Genomic DNA, 18949 nt, shown 5'->3' with positions numbered 1-18949 from the left:
GCACACTTCGGGACGTCTGCGAGACTACGAACTGCTTTCTACTGCGGTTGCAGCTTTGGTGGTCATGGATTCGGCGGCAACAGATACCGCGTCGGGCTGGTGCTTCGTGGAACTGGTCATCGAGACGGAATCCATGACGTACGCGGTTTCGCCGTGAACAGCCACGTCGAGGCCCTCGTACTCGGTTTCCGGGTTGACACGCAGGCCCATCGCGAGGTCGATGCCCTTTGCGATGATGAACGTGACGATAAACGAGTAGGCGACCACAGCGGCCACTGCCACGCTCTGCTTGCCCAGTAGCTCGAGGCCACCCCCGTAGAACAGTCCCTGAGCGCCGCTGGGCGCCTCGGGTACGGCGAGCAAACCGACAAGCAGAGTGCCGAGGATGCCACCGACGAGGTGGATCCCGACCACGTCGAGTGCGTCGTCGTAGCCGAGCTTGAACTTGAACGAAATGGCGAAGCAGCACAACGCGCCTGCTGCTGCACCGACGATCAACGCACCCATCGGTGAGACTGCACCACACGCAGGGGTGATGGCGACCAGAGCCGCGATCAGCCCGGAAGCAGCGCCGAGCGTCGTAGCATGACCCTCGCGGAACTTTTCGACGACGAGCCAGGCACAGATGCCGGCACACGCGGCGGCGACGGTATTCAAGATGACTACCGACGCATTGTTGTTGGCAGCCAGTGCAGAACCGCCGTTGAACCCGAACCAGCCGAAGAACAGGATGCCGGCGCCGAGGATGGTCAGTGGAACGCTGTGCGGCCGTGGCGCGTTCGGGAATGTACGACGCTTACCGAGTACCAGGATCACCGCGAGTGCGGCGATACCGGCATTGATGTGCACAGCGGTTCCACCCGCGAAGTCCACTGCGGCAAGTTTATTGGCGATCCAGCCGCCGACGACGCTGCCGTCGGCGGAGTCGAAGGCAAATACCCAATGCGCAACCGGGAAGTACACGAGAGTGGCCCAGATCCCGGCAAAGATCATCCAGGCGCCGAACTTGAGGCGGTCGGCAAACGCTCCTGAGATCAGTGCGACGGTGATGCCGGCGAACAGAAGCTGGAATCCTGCCACCAATGCGGGCGGCAGTGCGGGTTCGGCGGGTGCTTCCAGAAGCTGCCCCAAACCGATGTATTCGAGTGGGTCGCCGAGTAATCCGAGTCCGCCCAGTGAATTGCCGAGGACTGCGGAGTATCCGAAGATGATCCAGAGAACGCCGACAACGGCAAAGCCGCCGAAGGTCATCATGACCATATTGAGAGTGCTTCGGACACTGACCATTCCGCCGTAGAACAGGGCCAGTCCGGGAACCATGAGAGATACGGCAGTGAATGCAGCCAAGATCCACGCGGTATCTGCGGCAATGATTGCCTGATCCATATGTGTCCACCTTGTTGAGTCCGGAGTGATCGCCGTTCGATTGCGACGTGTGTTCGGCGATGTGTCTTATGCGGTGAATCACCGTCACCCGAGAGTGGACTGGTTGTGTAAGGCCTGCAAGTGGGGCAGGTGAACACTGTGTAAATGCCGGTGCGAAGGGGCATCGGTATCGGTGCTGCACAAAGAGATGGTGACCACCGAATGGCGATCACCATCAAAGACATCGTATTCGGACCCTGGACCTCGCCTCCTTCTACCGTGTACGACGTGCGGGTAGTTGATCAACGATTGGAGTCGTGCTCACGCGTCGGGTTGAACATCGTCTGTTCGGAATCTCCCGCTCGGCTGATTTCGATGCGTCGAGGCTTTGCCTGCTCGGCAATCGGAATCGTGACGGACAGAACGCCGTTGTTGTACGTCGCGGAAATTCGGTCGGCATCGATGTTCTCTCCGAGTGCCAGTTGCCGCCGGTAGCTCCCGGCGAACCTCTCCGAAGCGAGCCACTGCATGTTTTCGTCCGACGATGCAGTACGCGTGGCAGAGAGCGTCAGCATTCCGTGATCGACACTCACGTCGACGGTTCCTGGATCTACTCCGGGAAGATCGGCGTTGAGTACGTAGTGATCGTTGACCCGGTAGAGGTCCATCGGCATGAAACGAGGAACTCGGCCGGCGCCTACGTCTGCGCCGAGCAGCGACTTCGCGATCGAATCGATATCACTGAACGGATCGAAGCGAAGCACAGCAACTCACCTCCCATGTTTCCCATGGTCGCAGTCCCTGTGACAGCAACCGAAATCACTGTGCACCAGCAAGATTAGCACTCGAAGTAGTCGAGTGCCAGACACGTGAGGTCGGCTACTCCAGTGACGTGTGTGACCCAGCGTGGTCCATGTGGCAGGTGGTCGGTAAAGCGGGTGCCGATCCGTAAGGTTGCCTTATGACTCCTCGCACCGAGAACATCACGGGACCAGTAGCCCTGACGAGCGCTGACGTCGAGGCCGCCCGCGAGCGGATCGACGGGTTGGCTCGACGGACTCCGATCTTTCGCACCACGGTCCCGACACCGCACGGAGACGTTGCGGTCCTGTTCAAGCTCGAGTACCTCCAATACGGTGGGTCGTTCAAGGTGCGCGGCAGTTTCAACGCGATCGAGCGGGCAGCTGCTGACGGCACGATGCCCAGTGCGGGGGTGGTGATCGCGTCGGGTGGAAACGCGGCTATCGGAGCTGCATGGGCGTCGCGTCGCCGGGGGTTGGGGTGCACCGTGGTCGTGCCGGAAACTGCGCCCGATGCAAAAGTTGCGGCGCTCGGCGCGTTGGGGGCAACGGTCGAAAAGGTGGGCGATCGGTATGTTCTCGCGGCAGCAGCAGCGTCCGAGATTGCCTTGTCGAGCGGAGCTTTGGAGCTACACGCCTACGATCTTCCCGACATTGTGGCTGGTGCCGGAACCATCGCGCTCGAGGTCGCGGAGGAAGCGAGCGGGCCGATAACGTACTGCATCGCTGTGGGCGGCGGTGGACTGGTCTCGGGGATCGCTGCCGCAGCGCGGCCAGAGGATCGAGTAGTTGCGGTAGAGCCGATCGGTGCCGCCACGTTGCATGCTGCGCTGGAAGCCGGACATCCTGTCGATATCGAGTTGGACAGCATTGCATCCGATTCCCTCGGAGCGTCGCGCGTAGGCGCAATAGCCTGGGCGACTGTCACCGACAACGCGGTAGACAGTGTTGTCGTAGATGACGATTCGATCGTTCGGGCTAGATCTTTTCTGTGGCGCGAGTTTCGGATACTCGTGGAGTTGGGTACCGCCGCAGCGCTGGTTCCGGTGTTGGACGGCACGGTTTCACCGCAGCGAGACGGTGAGCTGTGTGTCGTTCTGTGTGGCGCCAACGTAAGTCTGGGGGACATGGGCGTGTGAGAAATCTGCTGGTGGGTACTGCTTTCAGTATGAGTACCAGCAGTGTTATCTGGACAATTGTAGTTGTGGTCGTTGTGATTGTGGTCGTTGCGCTTCTGGTGTGGACGGCTCGCAACAAACGTAACGAGCGGCGCCACCTCGAGGCCGAGGCGATTCGCAAGGACGTGGCGGAGTCGTCGTTCGAAGTAGGCCAGCGTGAGGCCAAGGCCAAGGAAAGTGAGGCGAAGGCTCGCATGGTGCAAGCCGAGGCCGATGCCAAAGCTGCGGAAGCATCTGCCCTGCAACAGCATGCGGCGCAGCATCGGCGGGACGTAGCAAGCTCGAAGGATGAGTTGAACGAGAAGCGGGATCAGGCGGACACCATCGATCCGGCCACGCCGAACCCGGAGAAGCCACAACCGAAGAACGAGTGAGTCTGCGAAGTTTTACTTCGCCGTCACACTCTTGGTTTCATTTTATGAAACACTGTCTCTTGTTGAGAAACTCGAGACAGGAGTAAGTTATGGCGGAGCATGCGCGGATAGTGATCGTGGGAGGTGGCCTCGAGGGCCTTGCGATTGCGTGGTCGCTTGCGCTGCGGGGCGAGTCGGATGTAGTTGTGCTCGAGCGTAATACGATGTGCTCGGGGATGACGGGCAAATCGAGTGGAATTGTTCGCTGCCACTACGGGGTCCCGTCGCTGGCGGCGATGGCCTGGCATGGGGTCCAGGTCTTTTCGGATGCAGAACAGGTACTCGGCACCGATATCGGCTTCCGTCAGACCGGTTACATAGTCGGGGTTGGCGGCAACAACACAGAACCCTTGTTGGCAAATGTCGAGATGCATCGTGCTCTGGGTGTGCCCGTCGACCTCATCGACGCCGACGCCGTTCGAGCATTCTGGCCGGGCATCAACCTGGACGACTTCGCGGCCTTTGCCTACGAACCTTTGGGTGGGCACGGCGATGCGTACATGACGGGGATGGCATACGGCACGAAAGCGCGCGAACTCGGCGTGACAGTTCGTCAATCGACCGAAGTGACAACACTTCTGACGCGAGAGGATGGATCCGTCTACGGCGTCACACTTGCCGACGGCGCCGAGATCCATGCGGATACTGTTGTTCTTGCTACCGGCGTATGGTCACCCGCGTTGGCCGCGACAGTCGGAGTCGACATCCCGATCAAGGTGCAGTGGGAGCAATTGCTGCTCGTTGATCAGGGGGAACCTACCCCGCACGTGCCCACCTTCTCGGATCTGGTGAACCTGCAGTACATCCGGCGCGAACCCAACGCAGACCTGTTGGTAGGCAACAGTGATCACTCTGCGCCTGAGTTTGCCGACCCGGACAACTACCTGAATCGGGCAGGGGATGCATTTGTGGAGACCGCGATCGGCAAGCTCGAGCGTCTGCTGCCGTCGATGCCGGATCCACGTTTGGCGTCGTCGTATGCGGGTTGTTACGACATCACTCCGGACTACAACCCGATCATCGGCCCGTCACCTGTCGACGGACTTTTCCTCGCAGTCGGTTTCAGCGGACACGGATACAAGATTTCCCCGGCTGTCGGACGGCTGGTTGCCGATCTGATTCTCGATGGCATCAGTAGCGATTCGGCCGTGGACGGCAACGATTTCCGATTCAGCAGATTTGCCGAGGGAAAGCCTCTCGTCAGCCTTAATCCATACGTGGGAGCGGGGGAGATGCGCTAGACGACGCCGCCGTTGACGTAGATCACCTGGCCGTTGACCCACCGCGCCGGGCCGGCGAGAAACGCGACAGCCTCCGCGATATCGAGCGGAGTTCCGAGCCGTTCGAGGGGCGCCATCTTCGACAGGTTCTCCACTGTCGCTTCGTCTTTCCCGTCCAGAAACAGGTCGGTGGCGGTGGGGCCTGGTGCCACGGCGTTGACTGTGATGTCGCGTCCCCGTAGCTCTTTCGCAAGAACTAGCGTGATCGCGTCCACTGCGCCTTTGGTGGCCGCGTACGCAGCGTAGGTCGGGAAGGCCAGCTTCTTCACGGAGGTGGAGAAGTTGATGATGGCACCGCCGCTGCGCACCCGCCTCGCGGCTTGTTGATCGACAACAAACGTGCCCCGAACATTGGTGCGGTGCATCCGGTCGAAGTCGTCGAAGTTCAATTCGGCGACGGTCGAGAGAATCATGATTCCGGCTGCGTGGACAACAACGTCGATGCCTCCGAACTCCTGCTCGACCGTGTCGAACAGTGCGGCTACTTCACCTTCGTCTGCGACATCGGCGTGCACCGCGATGGCGTGCCCGCCCGCTGCGACGATGGTGTCGACTGTTTCCTGGGCGCGTTGAAGATTTCCCGAATAGTGAACGGCGACAGCCATTCCATCGGCCGCGAGCTTCTCTGCAGTCGCTCGGCCGATGCCGCCGGACGCTCCGGTGACGATGGCGACGCGGGTGGTGGTGTCAGTCATGATGTAACTCCTGAAGTGGGTTCGGGGGCGTCGGACAGCTTGCGGAGCCACTCGCGCAGCAGTCCAACCTCGTTGGTGGAGAGGGAAGTTGAATCTGCCGTAGCGAGTTGGGTCTCCAGGGTGGATGCGACGGTGTTGAGCGAGGCGTCCTGCGGGGTGCCGGATTCGTCGATGATGGATGCGAGGATTCCGTCGCGAACACGCCCCGACAGTGTCGGGTCGGGATACTGCTGCGGTCTCACGACGAGCATCAGTGCGACGCCCGCATTGGCGGACATCACCATCTGTGTTGCCACGTCGACGGATACGGTCAGAAGACCTGCGGCAGCGCAGCGTTCGAGAACGGATCGAAGTAGCGCCTGGGCTTGCATGGCGGTGTCAGCGCTCTGTGTGGATGGTGAATGCAACAACCGGTAGTGCGCAGGATGCGCGAGCGCGAACGCCGTGTGCGCGTCCCAGCCTGCACGTAGATCGGCTACCGGATCTGCGGAGGGGATCGCAGCGCGTTTGCCTGCGAGGTACTCGGAGAACCCGGCTTCGACGACGGCTGCGAGCAGGCCGTCTTTGTCGCCGAACTGGCGGTAGAGCGCGGGCGCGCCGACGCCGGCTCTCTCGCAGACGGCGCGGGTGGAGATGTCGCCGTCCGGAGAGGAGTTGAGTAACTCGGTTGCCGCTGCCAGTATCTTCGCTCTCGAGCTCATGAAATCAACGATAACAGAATATAGTTAGCAGTGGTACGTTGTCGTTCGGTTGCTCGACCTGTCGCGGACTCGTCGTGCCCGAACTGGTACTTTGTTTGCAGTGATAAACAAAACTTGTCTGTGATCCAGACCCGTCGCGATGATTGTGTGCCGCGCCTGCGCGCGGTGGTGATTCCGTGTGTCCCGAGAGGGAACCCGACCTCGGGTTCCCGCCTCCTGTCCTGCATTGGAATCCCCACTTTGGAGCTCATTCATCATGTCATCGACACACTCATCTGTTCGGCGCGAGGATCTGCGCGCCGACTGCAGTAACTGTTTTTCCTTGTGCTGCACGGCCTTCGGGTTCTCGCGATCGGTAGATTTTGCCGAGGACAAGCCCGCGGGTTCTCCGTGCCGGCACCTCGGCTCGAATTTCTCCTGCACTGTCCATGAAGGACTTCGATCCCGGGGGTTCCGCGGCTGCACGGTCTTCGACTGCTTCGGCGCGGGACAGGTTGTGTCGCAGCAGTTGTTCTCCGGCGTCAGCTGGCGCGAGCGTCCTGATGCGCAGCAACACATGTTCTCCGCCTTCAAGATCGTCAAACAGTTGCACGAGATGCTGTGGTACCTGTTCGAGGCGCAGGAACGCACCTATGACCCGGACGCTGCGCACGAAGCTCGCGAACTCGCATCCACCATTGCCGCACTGATCCGCGGCGGACAGGCCGAACTGTTCTCGACTGACATCGGCGCATTACATTCTGTGGTCAGGGCAGTGCTGATGGAGATCAGTGCGGAAGTTCGGGCTTCCTACTTTGCCGAAGTTGATCAGTTGGACTCGAGCATCGCCGCCGAAGCCGACCTTGCTGGATCGGACCTGCGCGCACACAGATTGTGTGGGGCCGATCTGCGCGGAGCTTGCTTGATCGCCGCGGATCTGAGGGGAAGTGACCTCACAGCGGTAGATCTGCTCGGGGCGGATCTGCGTGATGCCAGGTTGGATGGCGCGGATCTCTCGGCCGCGTTGTTCGTCACACAGCCCCAGGTGAACGCAGCCAGAGGTAACGGTGACACATGTTTGCCCGCCGGTGTTGCAGCCCCGCCACATTGGCTTGTTCGCTAGCGGGACCTGTCGCCGGGGAGAGCATCTAATTCGCAGCGGTCGCAGCGTTGCGGGCGGCGAGTTGCGCAAAGGCGCCGGTCAGTTCTGCTGGTCCGACGACATCGATGTCGGTGTCGAATCGGTTGAGAGATGCTGCGAGAGCCACCCAGGACCATGATCCGGCTTCGAGACTGCACCGGTCGGGGCCAAGATCTTCGACGATGCCGTCCCCGGCAAAGGGGAGAACGTAACTGGCCGGCCGATGGAGAATGACCTTGCCATGGCAAGGCCACTTGTTGGTTTTTTCCGAGCCTTTGAAGCGCCCGGACACGTATTCGGTTACGTCGCCGCCGGGGATCTCCCTCGGCGTGAAACGGGGGCCGTTCGGGGTGCGCGGGGCGATTCGATCGGCGCGGAAGATTCGCCATTCGTCTCTCTCGAGATCCCACGCGACGAGGTACCAGCGACGATTGGAGGTCACGAGATGATGCGGCTCCACCCGGCGTGGGGGCGCTGGTTCGCCGTTATCGGTTGAACTGTCGGCCGGGCGGTCGCTCGCATAATCGAAACGGAGCACTTCGAGAGCGCGGATCGCTGTGGACATCGCAACGAGTACCTCCGGTGACACGGAGTCGGACGCCGTGTCACCGGGGCCGGCCGAAATCGCAGTGAAGGTGAGAGCGTCGAGCCGATGGCGCAGACGCGACGGCATCACTTGCCGCACGGTAGTCAGAGCACGAACTGCACCCTCTTCGATTCCGGCGCCGGTCATGGTCGCCGCCTGCAGGGCAACAGCCAACGCGATGACTTGATCGTCGTCGAACAGCAGGGGAGGCAGCTCACTGCCCGCATCGAGTCGGTATCCGCCGTCCGGGCCCATGGTCGCCGCAATGTTGTAGCCCATTTCCCGCAGCCGGTCGATGTCGCGGCGGACCGTGCGATGACTGACGTCGAGCCGCTCGGAGAGTAGGGCGCCTGGCCAGTCACGCCTGGTCTGCAACAGGGACAGCAGATTCAAGAGCCGGGACGTGGTCGCCATCTCACGAGATTAGTTCGAGTCTAGGACAAAAACCGTCCTAGACGCCTGTGAGAGTGGCAGTCGTCAAGAAGAAAGCCGGACAGCGTTCTTACTAGGAGCAGGCATGAGCATCAAGACAACGACCCACCTCAACTTTCGCGGCGACGCCCGAGCAGCCCTGGAGTTCTACCAGTCCGTCTTCGGTGGCCAGGTCACAATTGCAACCTACGGCGACTTCGGGATGCCCAAAGACGTGCCCGGCGCGCAGGGCGTCGTATTCGGCCGGATCGAGACTGAGGACGGCTTTCGCGTGATGGCGTACGACATCCCAGGGCAGTCGGGCGGTTCGGCAGGCAATGCCGGTTCGACGCACCGCGAGAACGGCACCACGATCACCAACCAACCGTTTTTCGTCTCCGTTCGCGGGGAGACCCTCGAAGAGGTGCAGAATTACTGGGCCAAGCTCTCGGCCGGCGCATCCATCGTCGAGGGCCTCGCCGCGGCAGCGTGGAGCCCCGGTTTCGGCATGCTCACCGATGCGTTCGGGGTGACCTGGATCCTCGACGTGTCCGCCGCGGAAAGCCCGGCGTAGTCACTCCTCGTGCTTCAGAGTGGGATCGGAGGGAGTGGTTCGATGTCGTAGGTGCGCGGTCCGAACAAGCTCAAAGCTCGATCGCGGATGGACGGAAGTGCTTCTGAGAGACTGTCGCCGAGTCGGTGGAGAGAGTTGAGTGAGCGTGATTCCCAGACTGGGAACTCCCCGTCGGTGCCGCGCGATGTTGTATCCCACAGCAGAGCGTCGCCGTTCTCGCTCAATCCGAATACGTGCAGCGAGGCGGGGAGCGACCAATCGCCGTCGGGTTCGACCATCCAATCGAACTCCTCGCTGTGGCCCTCTCGGTAGGCGGAATGGAGGTTCGCGGTGAGATACCCTGCGCGCCCTTGCCAGCCATCGGCAAATCCGGGATGCACGGGCGGGTAGATGAGCCAGAGTCCGAAGGACCGCGCCCAACCTGCATGCCGGATAAATGCACGATATGAAGCGGGGAAGCCGTCCCCATCCGGGAATCGAAAGGAATCCAAAACGGCGAAATCAATGTGTTCGAGCGTTGGTTGGCCGTCCACCGTCAATCCATGTGTGAGCACGTCCTCGACACTAACAATCCCGTCGCGATTCGAGGCTTCCCCTGCGGTCTCGTCGTCGGTAACTTTCTGAAGAAGAGGAATCAAATGGATCTGGACTGTTCATCTTCGGGTGCTGAAATCTGAATAACCTGCCGACCGCTGCATTCGCCGGTGGCTTCGGTGTAAATGTGGCTGGTGGTCGACATGCCGCTCGGAATCCGTGCTCGGAAGACGGCTTCGGCCCCCACCTCGGTGTGAGACGGGGGCAGAAGCGAAATCCGAATCAGCCAGTGACGCCGGTCAATTCGTTCGGGGTGTGATCGAGTGTGGTTTCGGTCAGGATGCTGCCGTCTTCGAGGTCGACGGCGATCAGCTTCTTCGACGCGGGGTCGGTGACGTAGGCGGTGTGGTCCAGTGTGAACAGGGTGGGCCTGGGCTCCTGCCATTCAGCGGGTTCGGTCCACTCGCCGATGACGGCAATCTTCTTGGTCACTGCGCCGGTGTTCGGGTCGATGACGTGGATAGCGCCGTCGGTCCCGAGAACAAGGGCCTCGCCGTGCGGTCCGCGACCGAGTGATCGGAAGGTGTAGCTGGTGCCGAGATCAACGAGCTTCAGTTCCGACGTGGTGGTATTGGTGAGTGAGATTCGTTGTGGTCGTTCGAGTTCGGCGTCAGGATCGGTCTTGTAGTCACCGAGCACGATGTCCGACTCTTCGGAACCGGCCTGGTTGCCGATGCGGCCGTACACATCGGGGCTCTGGACCTTGGTGATCGCGCCGTTCTTGTACACGAGCAGGCCGTCCTGGCAGCCCAGCACGATCGTCTCGTCTGCTGCAACGGCTTCACCGTGGACGCCGGGGCACTGCTCGTTGCGCATGACTTCCGTGCGGTTGGTATCGAGCACTGCAATTCCGTTGCGGGACTCGGAGTTTCCAATGGTGGTCAACAGGCTTCCGTCGACGAGTGCGACAGCCACCCCGTGATGGGGTTCCGGGGTTGTGTAGGTCTCGACGCGTGGCTGACGCTTGGCCAATTGGACGGGATCGAAGATTTCGACCAGGCCGGATCCATCGTTGAAGAGGACAGTTTTTCCGGCATGTCGTACAACGTGTCCGGGCTCGTTGGCTGCGAACTCGACGTCCGACATCGCGGGATCGGCTGTGTAGTAATGGGAATGGTCACCATGTGCCGACGACCACGTGCCGGTGTCGAGCACCTTGAACGCTTCGCCGGCGGAGATCATGACATGCCGACCGTCGCCGGCCGGGTTGAGTCGCGTGAAGCCCTCGATCGCGGTTTCGCCGACTACGTCGAGCGAGGTTGCGTCCAGTATCTGGACGCCGCCGTCGTAGGAGATTGCGAGACGTGGTGTTGCCGAAGCTTGTTCATTCGGTGCTGGCGACGCGGCGGTGGTTGTTGCCTCCGCCGCGTCCGTGGTGTCGGAGGAACATCCTGTGACAAGGGCAAGTGAGAGGCCCACTGATGTGGCCAGAGTGAGGCGCCGCGATACGCGGGTAGTGAGGTGCATGGGTATAGATCTACTGCTTAATGTAAATGATTGTCAAAGTCGTACATGCGAATATTCGCATGTCAGGGCAGTCTTCAGGAGTAGTCGGAGCGCTCGAGGATGCGTGAGGCGATCACTCCCACCACGAGTCCCCAGAATGCGCCGCCAATATTGAACAGTTCGACGTCGGAGATCGTCACGAGGAATGCGATCAACGCACCGAAGGTGAATCGCGACCCGAATGCGGTGACGAAAGCTCCTTGCAATGCCTTCAGCATTGCCAATCCGCCAAGTGTCACGATGAACGCAGCGGGCGTGCCCAGCATCATCGACACGAAGGTCGGGGCAAAAAGGCCGAAGACAACCGCGAGTACCCCACAGAAGATGCCGGCGGTGTACTGCCGTGTTCGTTCCCCGGATGCTGACAGGAGAGCATTGGTTGGCCCGGTCAGGCAGGTTGACACGCACCCCACCGCCGCGTTCACGAGTGAGAACACGCCACACGCAATCGTTGCGCTGCCGATCGGCGGTTGATGTCCGGCCGCTCGCAGGACTGCGATCCCTTGGCCGTTCTGCACAACGACCACGGTGATCGCCAGCGGCACAACAAGTTCGATCATTGCCTGCCACGACCATGCCGGTGTGGACAGCACTGGGTGCGCAAACCATTCGTGATCGCCGCCGGTAGGTGCGAACCGTCCGGTCGCGAGAACGACCACCACCCCGACAATCAAGGCACCGAGAACGGGAGGGATATACCTTCCCAGTTTCGCGAAGGCGCTGAGTGCAACAAAGGTGACGATCATCGGCAGTGCAATGGCGGCGTCGTGGGCGGGCGCCTCTACCAGGTCGGTACCGAAGTGAAGGAAAACGCCTGCCACCATTGCCATGACGATGGGCATGGGGAGTGCATTCATGATCGGTGTGATCCACCCCGTCAATCCCAGCAGCAAGATCAGAACGCCCGTTGCAAAGAATGCTCCGATCGCCTGCTCCCACGGAAGATGATGCAGGGACGCGCCGACGACGACGGTTCCGGGAATCGTCCAGAAAAACGCCAGTGGTTGCCGGTACAGCCAGGACGCGGTGATCGTCAAGATTCCGTTGACGAAGAAGGCGCCGAAAATCCAAGAGGCCAATTGTGATTGGCTCAGCCCGCCGGCCAAGCCGGCAGCAAGGATGACCGCTACTGGGCCGGTGGCAGAGAAGACAATCCCGATAACTGCGTTTGCGCCGTATGTTCCGCCGAAGTCTCGCAAAACGCGCCGAGGACTGTAGAGAGGTTGGGGTAGCGGCTCGGTGATGACACGAGTGGGTGCAAGTGTCGAGGTATTCGACATGTTTCAGGTCTCCTGGTGTGGATCGCCAAGTTCGCGTTCACGAAAGAGCGCCGCAAGTTCGCTACGAGAGCGCAGTCCGAGCTTTGCGTACGCACGAGTGAGGTGATACTGGATTGTCTTGACAGAGAGAAACAATTCGCCCGCAGCTTCCTTGTTGGACTTGCCGGCAGCGACAAGATCCGCAACGGCTCGCTCTTGTGGGGTCAGATCGGTGATTCCCTTGTCCATACGTGAAAGGTTCAACCCGCCGGCGCGCAGCTCACGCTCACAACGCTCGACGTATGTCGCTGCGCCCAGCGCGTAGTAGAGCTCGCGTGCGTCCCTCAGTACGACGTCTGCCTCTGCGCGTTTGCCGGCTCTCCGGAGAGTTTGGCCGTAGGCAAAATTGATTCGGGCACGGTCGTAGGGGAGTGGCAGGTCCTCGAGGCTGAGAAGCGCGTCGTCGAAACAGTTTCTGGCGGCGTCGAGTTCGCTTCGGGCTCCATGGATTCTGCCACGAACATATCCAAGACGTGCTGTGGCAGAACGGTGCCCGCGAATGCGTGCGGTCTTCTCGTGTGGTTGGAGGAAGGCATCGGCGTCGTCGACCCGACCGACCATCACGAGAGCATTCGCATAGAGATCGACCCACGGCCAGAACCCGGGTTCGTCGAGCCACTGTTGTGACGTGCTCGAGGTCAGGGGCGTCAGCGCTGCCAGTACATCGGCGTAGTCGGCCGCAGCTTCGGAGAATTGTGCCCGGGCGAGAAGCGAAGGAACGTACATGATTTCGTAGGAATGTGCACCAACATGCGCGCGGCGCACGTGATTGCGGGCCAGGTCCCAGTTTCCGCGAAGCGCGTGAATTTGTGCCCCGGACCAATGCACCAACGGTCGGACGATGTCGATTTCGAAACGATCGACTTGCGCGGCGGCACTGTCGATCGTCGACAGTGCGTCGTCCCACGCCCCCAAGGCGAACTGTGTGCGGGCAAGCCAGGCCTGCGCCCACAGCGAGATACGCGCCGAGCCGCTGGAAAATTCAGTGGACACTGCGCTTTCGAGATCGCGACGGGCCGCCTCGGGATGATCCACTGCCAGCTCGAGCCAACCGCGGCCCATCTGGAATCGCTGAGCTTGAGCGCCGGGCCGGATGCGGTCCGACAGTTCTTCGTAGGCCGCGAGCGCCTGTTCGGTGTGTCCGGTGGCACCCAGTCCGAGGCCCTTTATCGCTTCGGACTCCACTGCGGCAGGATCTGACGGACCGACCAGTTCGACTGCGCGGTCGACCCACTGGACCAAAGCAGCGCCGTCGAGTCTGGCCAGAGAATGCAGGACCATTCGCTGGGCGATCATTGCCGCGACTGCGGGATCGAGATCCGCAGGGCAACTGCTCCAAGCGCGAGTCAGTAGGTCGGCAGCTTCGGTTGGGCGTCCCCGGTGAATCGCGAGGTATCCGAGGACGGCGTCGCGCAGCGGTCCGCGCGTAATACTCTCGATTTCGGGAACGAAGTCCATGGCGTGTGGAATGTCGCCAGCACCGGTCAGCGCGTCAATTCCCCTCAGTAGTCGAGTCTCGTGGTCGCTTCTGCTGGTGGTGAGACGGCTGGCGGTGACCATTGCGTCGGCCACCTCGGACCACGCGCCGTCGGTTGCCCGGAGTTCGGCGTAGGTCACCAGTTCTGAGGCCAGTGCTTCGTCGTGCGTCGTAGCGGCGGCAGCCAGATGGAACAACCGCTCGCCGTCTCCCCAGGCGATCTCGGCTGCGCGACAATGCAGTTGGTGCAGTCGGGTAGGTCCTAAGGTGGCGCTCACGGCAGCGGCAACCATCTTTCCTCGAACGGATACTTCGGTGCTGCCGCGCTGCTCGTGCACGATGAGAAGACCGCAACCAAAGGCGTTGTCCAGCGCGCTGACGATGTCGTCGACTTCGGCTAGTCGAGCGAGGTGCGACAACGTCGTGCTGCGCCCGAGGATCGCGGCGGCTTCGACCAAAGTGCGTGCACCCTCGGAGCACAGCGCAAGTGTGCCTGCGATCGACGCTGCGCGATAGCGGGGAACAGGCAAGGTGCGGTGCCACTGAGTCCAGTACGTCGGCGGCAATTCGTCGAGTAGCGAGACGACGTCGAGTGTGTTGCCCGCTGTGAACTCTTGAAGTTGGAGCGCGACGCCGGAACTGAGATCAATTCCGTTGCGAACCCGGGCGATGTCGATGACTGCAGCGGCGCCGAGGGCGCTGATGTGCAGTCGCTGCGACCAGTGAAGTTCGAGAATGCGCCGGACCTCGGCGTTGATGTGCGGTGAATCCTCGACGACGAGCACAACCAAGAGTTGCGCGCCCCGACCCCGATGGAGCGCTGAAGTAATCGCCTGAAGTGAGCCGACATCGCTGTGGTGGGCGTCGTCGACGACAACCATGGTCAACTGGTCAGTGCTGTCGAGAATCTCTTGGGCAATGACGACGGGATCGTGGACCGACACCGGATGGTCGAGTAGTTGTGTGACGACCCCGAACGGCGTCTGAGACTCCCACGCCAATCCGCGAGCGGATCGAAGAGTGTGCTGCGCCGATATTTCGGAGAACCGGCTGACCAGAGTGGACTTGCCACTGCCCGCATCGCCCTCTACGAGAACGAGGGACGGAGTGCCTGCCTTCGCCGCAGCCAATGCCTGGCCCAGAACGCTCAGTTCGCGTTCTCGGCCCACCAGCACGTCCCGAAGTGTCACCTGACTACCGTAACGCCGGGCTCACCGCGAGATTCGTTTTCCGATCGGACCTCTGCGGCAGGAGCTGCGGCAGTATCGAGATCTGGGGCCTGCTTAGGTACGAAGAAGGTCACGATGGAGCCAAGCACGGCGATACCGGCAAACACGTAGAACGCGGACTCGGAACTGATACCGGCACTGATCAAGCTTCCACCGATCAGCGGGCCGAAGATGCCGCCGAGACGGCCGAAGCCTGCGCACCACGCGACGCCGGCCGCTCGGGCCGCCGTCGAATAGTAGTTGGAGACAAATCCGTAGATGAGCACCTGAGTTCCGATTGTGCCGACCCCGGCGATCGCAACAGATGCGAGAAGGACGGGTAGCGGGAAGCCGAACGTGAACAGCAGGAGTGCTAATGCGGCCAAACCGAAAGTGGTTGCGACAACCCGCTGGGGCCCGGTGATGTCGGCGATCCGCGACGCCAGTAGTCCGCCGATGATCGCGCCGCCGTTGAGGACCAGCAGGAACGAGAGTGAACCCTTGGCGTTGTATCCGGCGTTCTCCATGATTTTGGGCAGCCAGGTGTTCAGTCCGTAGGTCAGAAGAAGACCGGCAAAACTCATGAGGCCCAGTAGCGCTGTGCCCCAAACATATTGCTTGCTGGCCAAGGCTCGGAAGCCGACTCGCTCTGCGGGCGAATCGGCGGGGCTAGTGGCGATAACGGGCAGGGGAATTCCGGTTTTCGAGGAAATTGCCCGAGCTTCGTCACTCCGACCGCGGGCGACGAGCCACGCGGGAGATTCGGGAAGTTTGAACCACGCAAGCGGAAACAGGATGATCAACGGAAGTGCGCCGATGAGAAAGAGTCCCCGCCATCCAATGGAATCACGAAGAATGATTGCCAGGATCGACGCCATGACGCCGCCGGCCGGGACGCCGCTGTACACGATGGCGTTGAACAGATTTCGACGCCCTGGCGGGGCGAACTCGGCGATCATTGCTCCGGCAGTGGCAACCAGTCCGCCGACGCCGATGCCGGTGAAGAATCGCAGGAGCCCGAAGGTGGTGATGCTGGTCGCAAACGCCGCCAGCGCCATGCCGACCGAGAACCAGACGATGTTGATCAGCATCATCTTTCGGCGTCCGAAGTAGTCACCGATTGCGCCGCACGTCAACGCACCCACCATGACTCCGACAAGGGCGTACGAGCCCAATGCTCCAGCTTGAGAGGCAGAAAGCACTCCGATGTGGCCGGGATCGTCCATCAGGACGGGCAGAATCGTGCCGTATACGACGAGGTCGTATCCGTCGAACAAGATGGCGATGGCTGCGATGGTGACTACCCACAGCACTGAAGAGCGATGGCGGGCGCTGGCCCAGGAACCGCGTTCGATCGAGGACATGACAAATCTCCGTTCGAGAGATCAGGAATTGGGGTGACTCGCTCAGCCGAGGTCGCCGCCGGCAACGGGAAGGACCGTTCCGGTGACGTACGACGCCTCATCGGAGGCAAGGAAGGTTATGGCGGCAGTTTGTTCGTCGAGGGTGCCGTAACGCTTGAGTAGTGACGAGTCGACGGTCTGGTCGACGATCTGTTGGTACCAGAGTTTCTCTTCGTCGGTCTGTGAACCGGGGCCGCGGGCCACGACGCGAGGTGGCGCTTCCGTTCCACCGGGAGCTGTTGCCACGACTCGTATTCCGTACTGCGCGACTTCCATCGCCAGTGCCGCGGTGATGGCGCTGACTCCGCCCTTGGCCGCAGCGTATGGAACACGGTTGACGCCCCGGGTAGCGACTGAGGAGACGTTGACGATGGTTCCGCTCGCCCGTTCGATCAAGTGGGGTAGCAATGCTCGGCACGTCCACAGGGTGGGGAACAACGAACGCGTGACTTCGGCATGGATCTGCTCCGGGGTGTAATGCTCGTATGGTTTTGCCCAGATTGTGCCGCCGACATTGTTGACCAGTACGTCGACGCGTCCGAAGTGTCTCAGCGCGGAATCTATTGCGTGCTGGGCACCTTCGAAGGTCTCGAGATCTGCGGTCACCGAATGGGAACGATCCAACGGTGCCGCAATCTCGTGGACGAGCTCTGCTCGGTCCACGAGAACAACGGAACCGCCTTCGGCGGAGATTCTTTCGGCTACGCTGCGCCCGATCCCCTGGGCCGCTCCGGTGACGACAACGACCCGATCGTCGAACCGGCCGGAGAAGTAACGTGCGTTCACGACGCCACACTGACCCGAGCGTCGGTGATGGCACGTCGCATCGTCGACTTCGCGTGTTTGCTGTGCTGAACGATCAGCTCACGGGCCGCGGCGCGATCATTCTGCTCGAATGCGCGCACAATGCGTGAGTGATCCTCTGCGACATGTTCGTCCACCCAGTCCGCGGTCCGGAGTACTCGGTTCATCAGCTGCGTGACCTCGAGACGTTGGTAGGCCTGCAGCAGTATGTCGTTGCCGGTGCAGCGGAAGAGGAAGTCGTGGAAGAGGGCGTTGGTTTCGGTGAATGCCGCTGCGTCCGTGAAGTGGTCGCGGTCGATGGAGGTTGCCGAGTTCTCCGCCAGAATGCGGTACTCCGTCAACTGTGCCGGAGTAAGGCGCCCGATCGTGAGTTCCAATGCGCCGAGTTCGAGCGCCATCCGGGCGTCGAACTGTGCGTCCGATTCCGCGACAGGCAGGTGTTCTTCACCGATCTCGTACGTGTCGGCTGCCGTTTCTTCGATCGAGCTTGCCGGTGAATCAGCCGGGGTCGCCGCGCTGTTGAACTTCTCGAAGTAGAAGTTCGTGGGTGTGATCGACACGTTCTTGAAGTGCTGGCGAACGGCTTCGACCATCGGCGGCGGGCCGCACAGGTAGACGTCGACGTCTCCGCCGTCGAGATGACCCGGTTCGATCAAGCTCGTGACGTACCCCTTGTTGGGTGCTGTGCTGTTGGGGTCGGATACGCAGTAGTCGAAGGTGAACTGCGGCAACGATGCTGCGTACGCACTCAGCTTCTCCAGTTCGACCAGATCGAGGTCTGAGTTCACACCGTAAATCAAGTGAACGGGTCGAGTCACACCGTCGGTCTGCATTTTCTCCAGGATCGAGAGCAGTGGCGCCAAACCGGTTCCCCCGGCGAGCAGGAGTGCGCGTCGCTGCCCGCTACGCAGGAAGAAACTGCCCATCGGGCCGGTCAATTCCAGTGTGTCACCGACCTGCGCTTGCAGACTGAGATAATCGGACATCAGCCCGCCCGGCGTGATCTTGACCAGAAACGACGCCGACTCGACGTCGGGGCCGGTGCTGAACGAGTACGAGCGTGTTGCTTCGGTTCCCGGAACGAGGATGTTCACGTACTGACCGGGAAGGAAGACCAGATCTGCGCGATTGTCGACCGCGACGGTGAAGCCGACAGTCGAATCCGAGTGGCGAACGATCTCGGTGATGGTGGACGTGTACGAACCGGCAGCAGTCTTGGCCACGGCGGAGGTGGTGGGGATCTGCAGTACGAGGTCGGATTCCGGCACCATCTGGCACGGCAGGCAGTATCCCTGCTCGGCCTCGTCGTCCGTGAGTGCCTCCTCGATGTAGTCGCCGGCGTCGAAAGTGCCTGACTCGCACAGTGACTTGCAAGTGCCGCAGGCTCCGTCGCGGCAGTCGAGGGGGATGTTGATCCGGGCGCGGTAGGAGGCGTCGGCGACAGTTTCGTCGGTGTTGCATTCGACGAAGCGGGTGATGCCATCCTCGAAACTCAGTGCTATTTGAAAGGTCATG

17 protein-coding genes are annotated in these 18949 nt (G+C 61.3%); 5 read left to right on the top strand and 12 right to left on the bottom strand.

Translation table 11 applies throughout. From position 1 onward, the window contains the following. Window positions 1-24: 24 nt before the first annotated feature. The gene (locus FEZ60_RS22830) at window positions 25-1386 is read right to left on the bottom strand and encodes an ammonium transporter (protein ID WP_033233600.1); all 1362 of its coding nucleotides are present in this window, start codon (window positions 1384-1386) and stop codon (window positions 25-27) included. Between the two features lie 281 nt (window positions 1387-1667). Continuing rightward, a complete protein-coding gene (locus FEZ60_RS22825) occupies window positions 1668-2129 on the bottom strand; it encodes an Hsp20 family protein (protein ID WP_172937064.1) in 462 nt (153 codons plus the stop codon). 197 nt (window positions 2130-2326) lie between these two features. Here FEZ60_RS22825 and FEZ60_RS22820 point away from each other — a divergent pair, with 197 nt between their 5' ends. The 3 genes from FEZ60_RS22820 to FEZ60_RS22810 all read left to right on the top strand — a co-directional run bounded on the left by FEZ60_RS22820 (window position 2327) and on the right by FEZ60_RS22810 (window position 4997). Next, window positions 2327-3304: a serine/threonine dehydratase gene (locus FEZ60_RS22820; protein ID WP_172937063.1), complete on the top strand. Its 978-nt coding sequence runs from the start codon at window positions 2327-2329 to the stop codon at window positions 3302-3304. A 29-nt stretch (window positions 3305-3333) separates the two neighbouring features. Then, window positions 3334-3717 carry a hypothetical protein gene (locus FEZ60_RS22815; protein WP_033233856.1) on the top strand — a complete coding sequence of 128 codons (384 nt, stop codon included), beginning with the start codon at window positions 3334-3336 and terminating at the stop codon, window positions 3715-3717. Between the two features lie 89 nt (window positions 3718-3806). Further along, window positions 3807-4997 (top strand): FAD-binding oxidoreductase, encoded by a 1191-nt coding sequence (locus tag FEZ60_RS22810; RefSeq protein WP_095887322.1) that lies wholly within the window; start codon window positions 3807-3809, stop codon window positions 4995-4997. On the opposite strand, the gene FEZ60_RS22805 is transcribed toward FEZ60_RS22810, so the two are convergent. Continuing rightward, window positions 4994-5731: an SDR family oxidoreductase gene (locus tag FEZ60_RS22805; RefSeq protein ID WP_045065408.1), complete on the bottom strand. Its 738-nt coding sequence runs from the start codon at window positions 5729-5731 to the stop codon at window positions 4994-4996. The genes FEZ60_RS22810 and FEZ60_RS22805 overlap by 4 nt on opposite strands. After that, window positions 5728-6432 carry a TetR/AcrR family transcriptional regulator gene (locus tag FEZ60_RS22800; protein ID WP_172937062.1) on the bottom strand — a complete coding sequence of 235 codons (705 nt, stop codon included), beginning with the start codon at window positions 6430-6432 and terminating at the stop codon, window positions 5728-5730. Before FEZ60_RS22800 ends, FEZ60_RS22805 begins: the two co-directional genes overlap by 4 nt. A gap of 496 nt (window positions 6433-6928) precedes the next feature. On the opposite strand from FEZ60_RS22800, the gene FEZ60_RS32615 reads away from it, so the two are divergent. Beyond that, on the top strand, window positions 6929-7534 hold the full coding sequence (locus FEZ60_RS32615; RefSeq protein WP_317818955.1) for a pentapeptide repeat-containing protein: 606 nt from the start codon (window positions 6929-6931) through the stop codon (window positions 7532-7534). Window positions 7535-7559: 25 nt separating this feature from the next. Here FEZ60_RS32615 and FEZ60_RS22790 read toward each other — a convergent pair whose 3' ends face one another. Further along, window positions 7560-8552, bottom strand: coding sequence for a WYL domain-containing protein (locus FEZ60_RS22790; RefSeq protein WP_172937060.1), 993 nt, complete (start codon window positions 8550-8552; stop codon window positions 7560-7562). A gap of 103 nt (window positions 8553-8655) precedes the next feature. Here FEZ60_RS22790 and FEZ60_RS22785 point away from each other — a divergent pair, with 103 nt between their 5' ends. Beyond that, window positions 8656-9123 carry a VOC family protein gene (locus FEZ60_RS22785; protein ID WP_033233592.1) on the top strand — a complete coding sequence of 156 codons (468 nt, stop codon included), beginning with the start codon at window positions 8656-8658 and terminating at the stop codon, window positions 9121-9123. 14 nt (window positions 9124-9137) lie between these two features. On the opposite strand, the gene FEZ60_RS22780 is transcribed toward FEZ60_RS22785, so the two are convergent. From FEZ60_RS22780 to benC, 7 genes are all read right to left on the bottom strand, one after another. Beyond that, the gene (locus FEZ60_RS22780) at window positions 9138-9677 is read right to left on the bottom strand and encodes a hypothetical protein (protein WP_033233855.1); all 540 of its coding nucleotides are present in this window, start codon (window positions 9675-9677) and stop codon (window positions 9138-9140) included. Between the two features lie 262 nt (window positions 9678-9939). Continuing rightward, on the bottom strand, window positions 9940-11184 hold the full coding sequence (aztD, locus tag FEZ60_RS22775; RefSeq protein ID WP_172937059.1) for a zinc metallochaperone AztD: 1245 nt from the start codon (window positions 11182-11184) through the stop codon (window positions 9940-9942). A gap of 74 nt (window positions 11185-11258) precedes the next feature. Further along, window positions 11259-12503: a benzoate/H(+) symporter BenE family transporter gene (locus tag FEZ60_RS22770; RefSeq protein WP_172937058.1), complete on the bottom strand. Its 1245-nt coding sequence runs from the start codon at window positions 12501-12503 to the stop codon at window positions 11259-11261. Between the two features lie 3 nt (window positions 12504-12506). Next, window positions 12507-15209 (bottom strand): LuxR C-terminal-related transcriptional regulator, encoded by a 2703-nt coding sequence (locus FEZ60_RS22765; RefSeq protein ID WP_172937057.1) that lies wholly within the window; start codon window positions 15207-15209, stop codon window positions 12507-12509. Further along, on the bottom strand, window positions 15206-16591 hold the full coding sequence (locus tag FEZ60_RS22760; protein ID WP_172937056.1) for an aromatic acid/H+ symport family MFS transporter: 1386 nt from the start codon (window positions 16589-16591) through the stop codon (window positions 15206-15208). The genes FEZ60_RS22765 and FEZ60_RS22760 overlap by 4 nt, the downstream gene beginning before the upstream one ends. A 42-nt stretch (window positions 16592-16633) precedes the next feature. Next, complete coding sequence (locus tag FEZ60_RS22755; RefSeq protein WP_172937055.1) at window positions 16634-17416, bottom strand: 1,6-dihydroxycyclohexa-2,4-diene-1-carboxylate dehydrogenase; 783 nt, start codon at window positions 17414-17416, stop codon at window positions 16634-16636. Beyond that, the gene (gene benC / locus FEZ60_RS22750) at window positions 17413-18948 is read right to left on the bottom strand and encodes a benzoate 1,2-dioxygenase electron transfer component BenC (RefSeq protein WP_172937054.1); all 1536 of its coding nucleotides are present in this window, start codon (window positions 18946-18948) and stop codon (window positions 17413-17415) included. The genes FEZ60_RS22755 and benC overlap by 4 nt, the downstream gene beginning before the upstream one ends. Window position 18949: the final 1 nt, after the last annotated feature.

Origin of the sequence: Rhodococcus sp. MS16 (genome assembly GCF_013277795.1) — a bacterium.
In the GTDB taxonomy this organism is placed as follows: domain Bacteria; phylum Actinomycetota; class Actinomycetes; order Mycobacteriales; family Mycobacteriaceae; genus Rhodococcus_F; species Rhodococcus_F globerula.
This window is presented reverse-complemented; position numbering and strand designations above follow the sequence as displayed.

What these genes read in the sequence shown, in the direction of transcription:
- FEZ60_RS22810 (WP_095887322.1), top strand. Translation starts at nt 3,807, where the DNA reads ATGGCGGAGCATGCGCGGATAGTGATCGTGGGAGGTGGCCTCGAGGGC.
- benC (WP_172937054.1), bottom strand. Translation starts at nt 18,948, where the DNA reads ATGACCTTTCAAATAGCACTGAGTTTCGAGGATGGCATCACCCGCTTC.
- FEZ60_RS22815 (WP_033233856.1), top strand. Translation starts at nt 3,334, where the DNA reads ATGAGTACCAGCAGTGTTATCTGGACAATTGTAGTTGTGGTCGTTGTG.
- aztD (WP_172937059.1), bottom strand. Translation starts at nt 11,184, where the DNA reads ATGCACCTCACTACCCGCGTATCGCGGCGCCTCACTCTGGCCACATCA.
- FEZ60_RS22830 (WP_033233600.1), bottom strand. Translation starts at nt 1,386, where the DNA reads ATGGATCAGGCAATCATTGCCGCAGATACCGCGTGGATCTTGGCTGCA.
- FEZ60_RS22770 (WP_172937058.1), bottom strand. Translation starts at nt 12,503, where the DNA reads ATGTCGAATACCTCGACACTTGCACCCACTCGTGTCATCACCGAGCCG.
- FEZ60_RS22820 (WP_172937063.1), top strand. Translation starts at nt 2,327, where the DNA reads ATGACTCCTCGCACCGAGAACATCACGGGACCAGTAGCCCTGACGAGC.
- FEZ60_RS22760 (WP_172937056.1), bottom strand. Translation starts at nt 16,591, where the DNA reads ATGTCCTCGATCGAACGCGGTTCCTGGGCCAGCGCCCGCCATCGCTCT.
- FEZ60_RS22790 (WP_172937060.1), bottom strand. Translation starts at nt 8,552, where the DNA reads ATGGCGACCACGTCCCGGCTCTTGAATCTGCTGTCCCTGTTGCAGACC.
- FEZ60_RS22805 (WP_045065408.1), bottom strand. Translation starts at nt 5,731, where the DNA reads ATGACTGACACCACCACCCGCGTCGCCATCGTCACCGGAGCGTCCGGC.
- FEZ60_RS22800 (WP_172937062.1), bottom strand. Translation starts at nt 6,432, where the DNA reads ATGAGCTCGAGAGCGAAGATACTGGCAGCGGCAACCGAGTTACTCAAC.
- FEZ60_RS22785 (WP_033233592.1), top strand. Translation starts at nt 8,656, where the DNA reads ATGAGCATCAAGACAACGACCCACCTCAACTTTCGCGGCGACGCCCGA.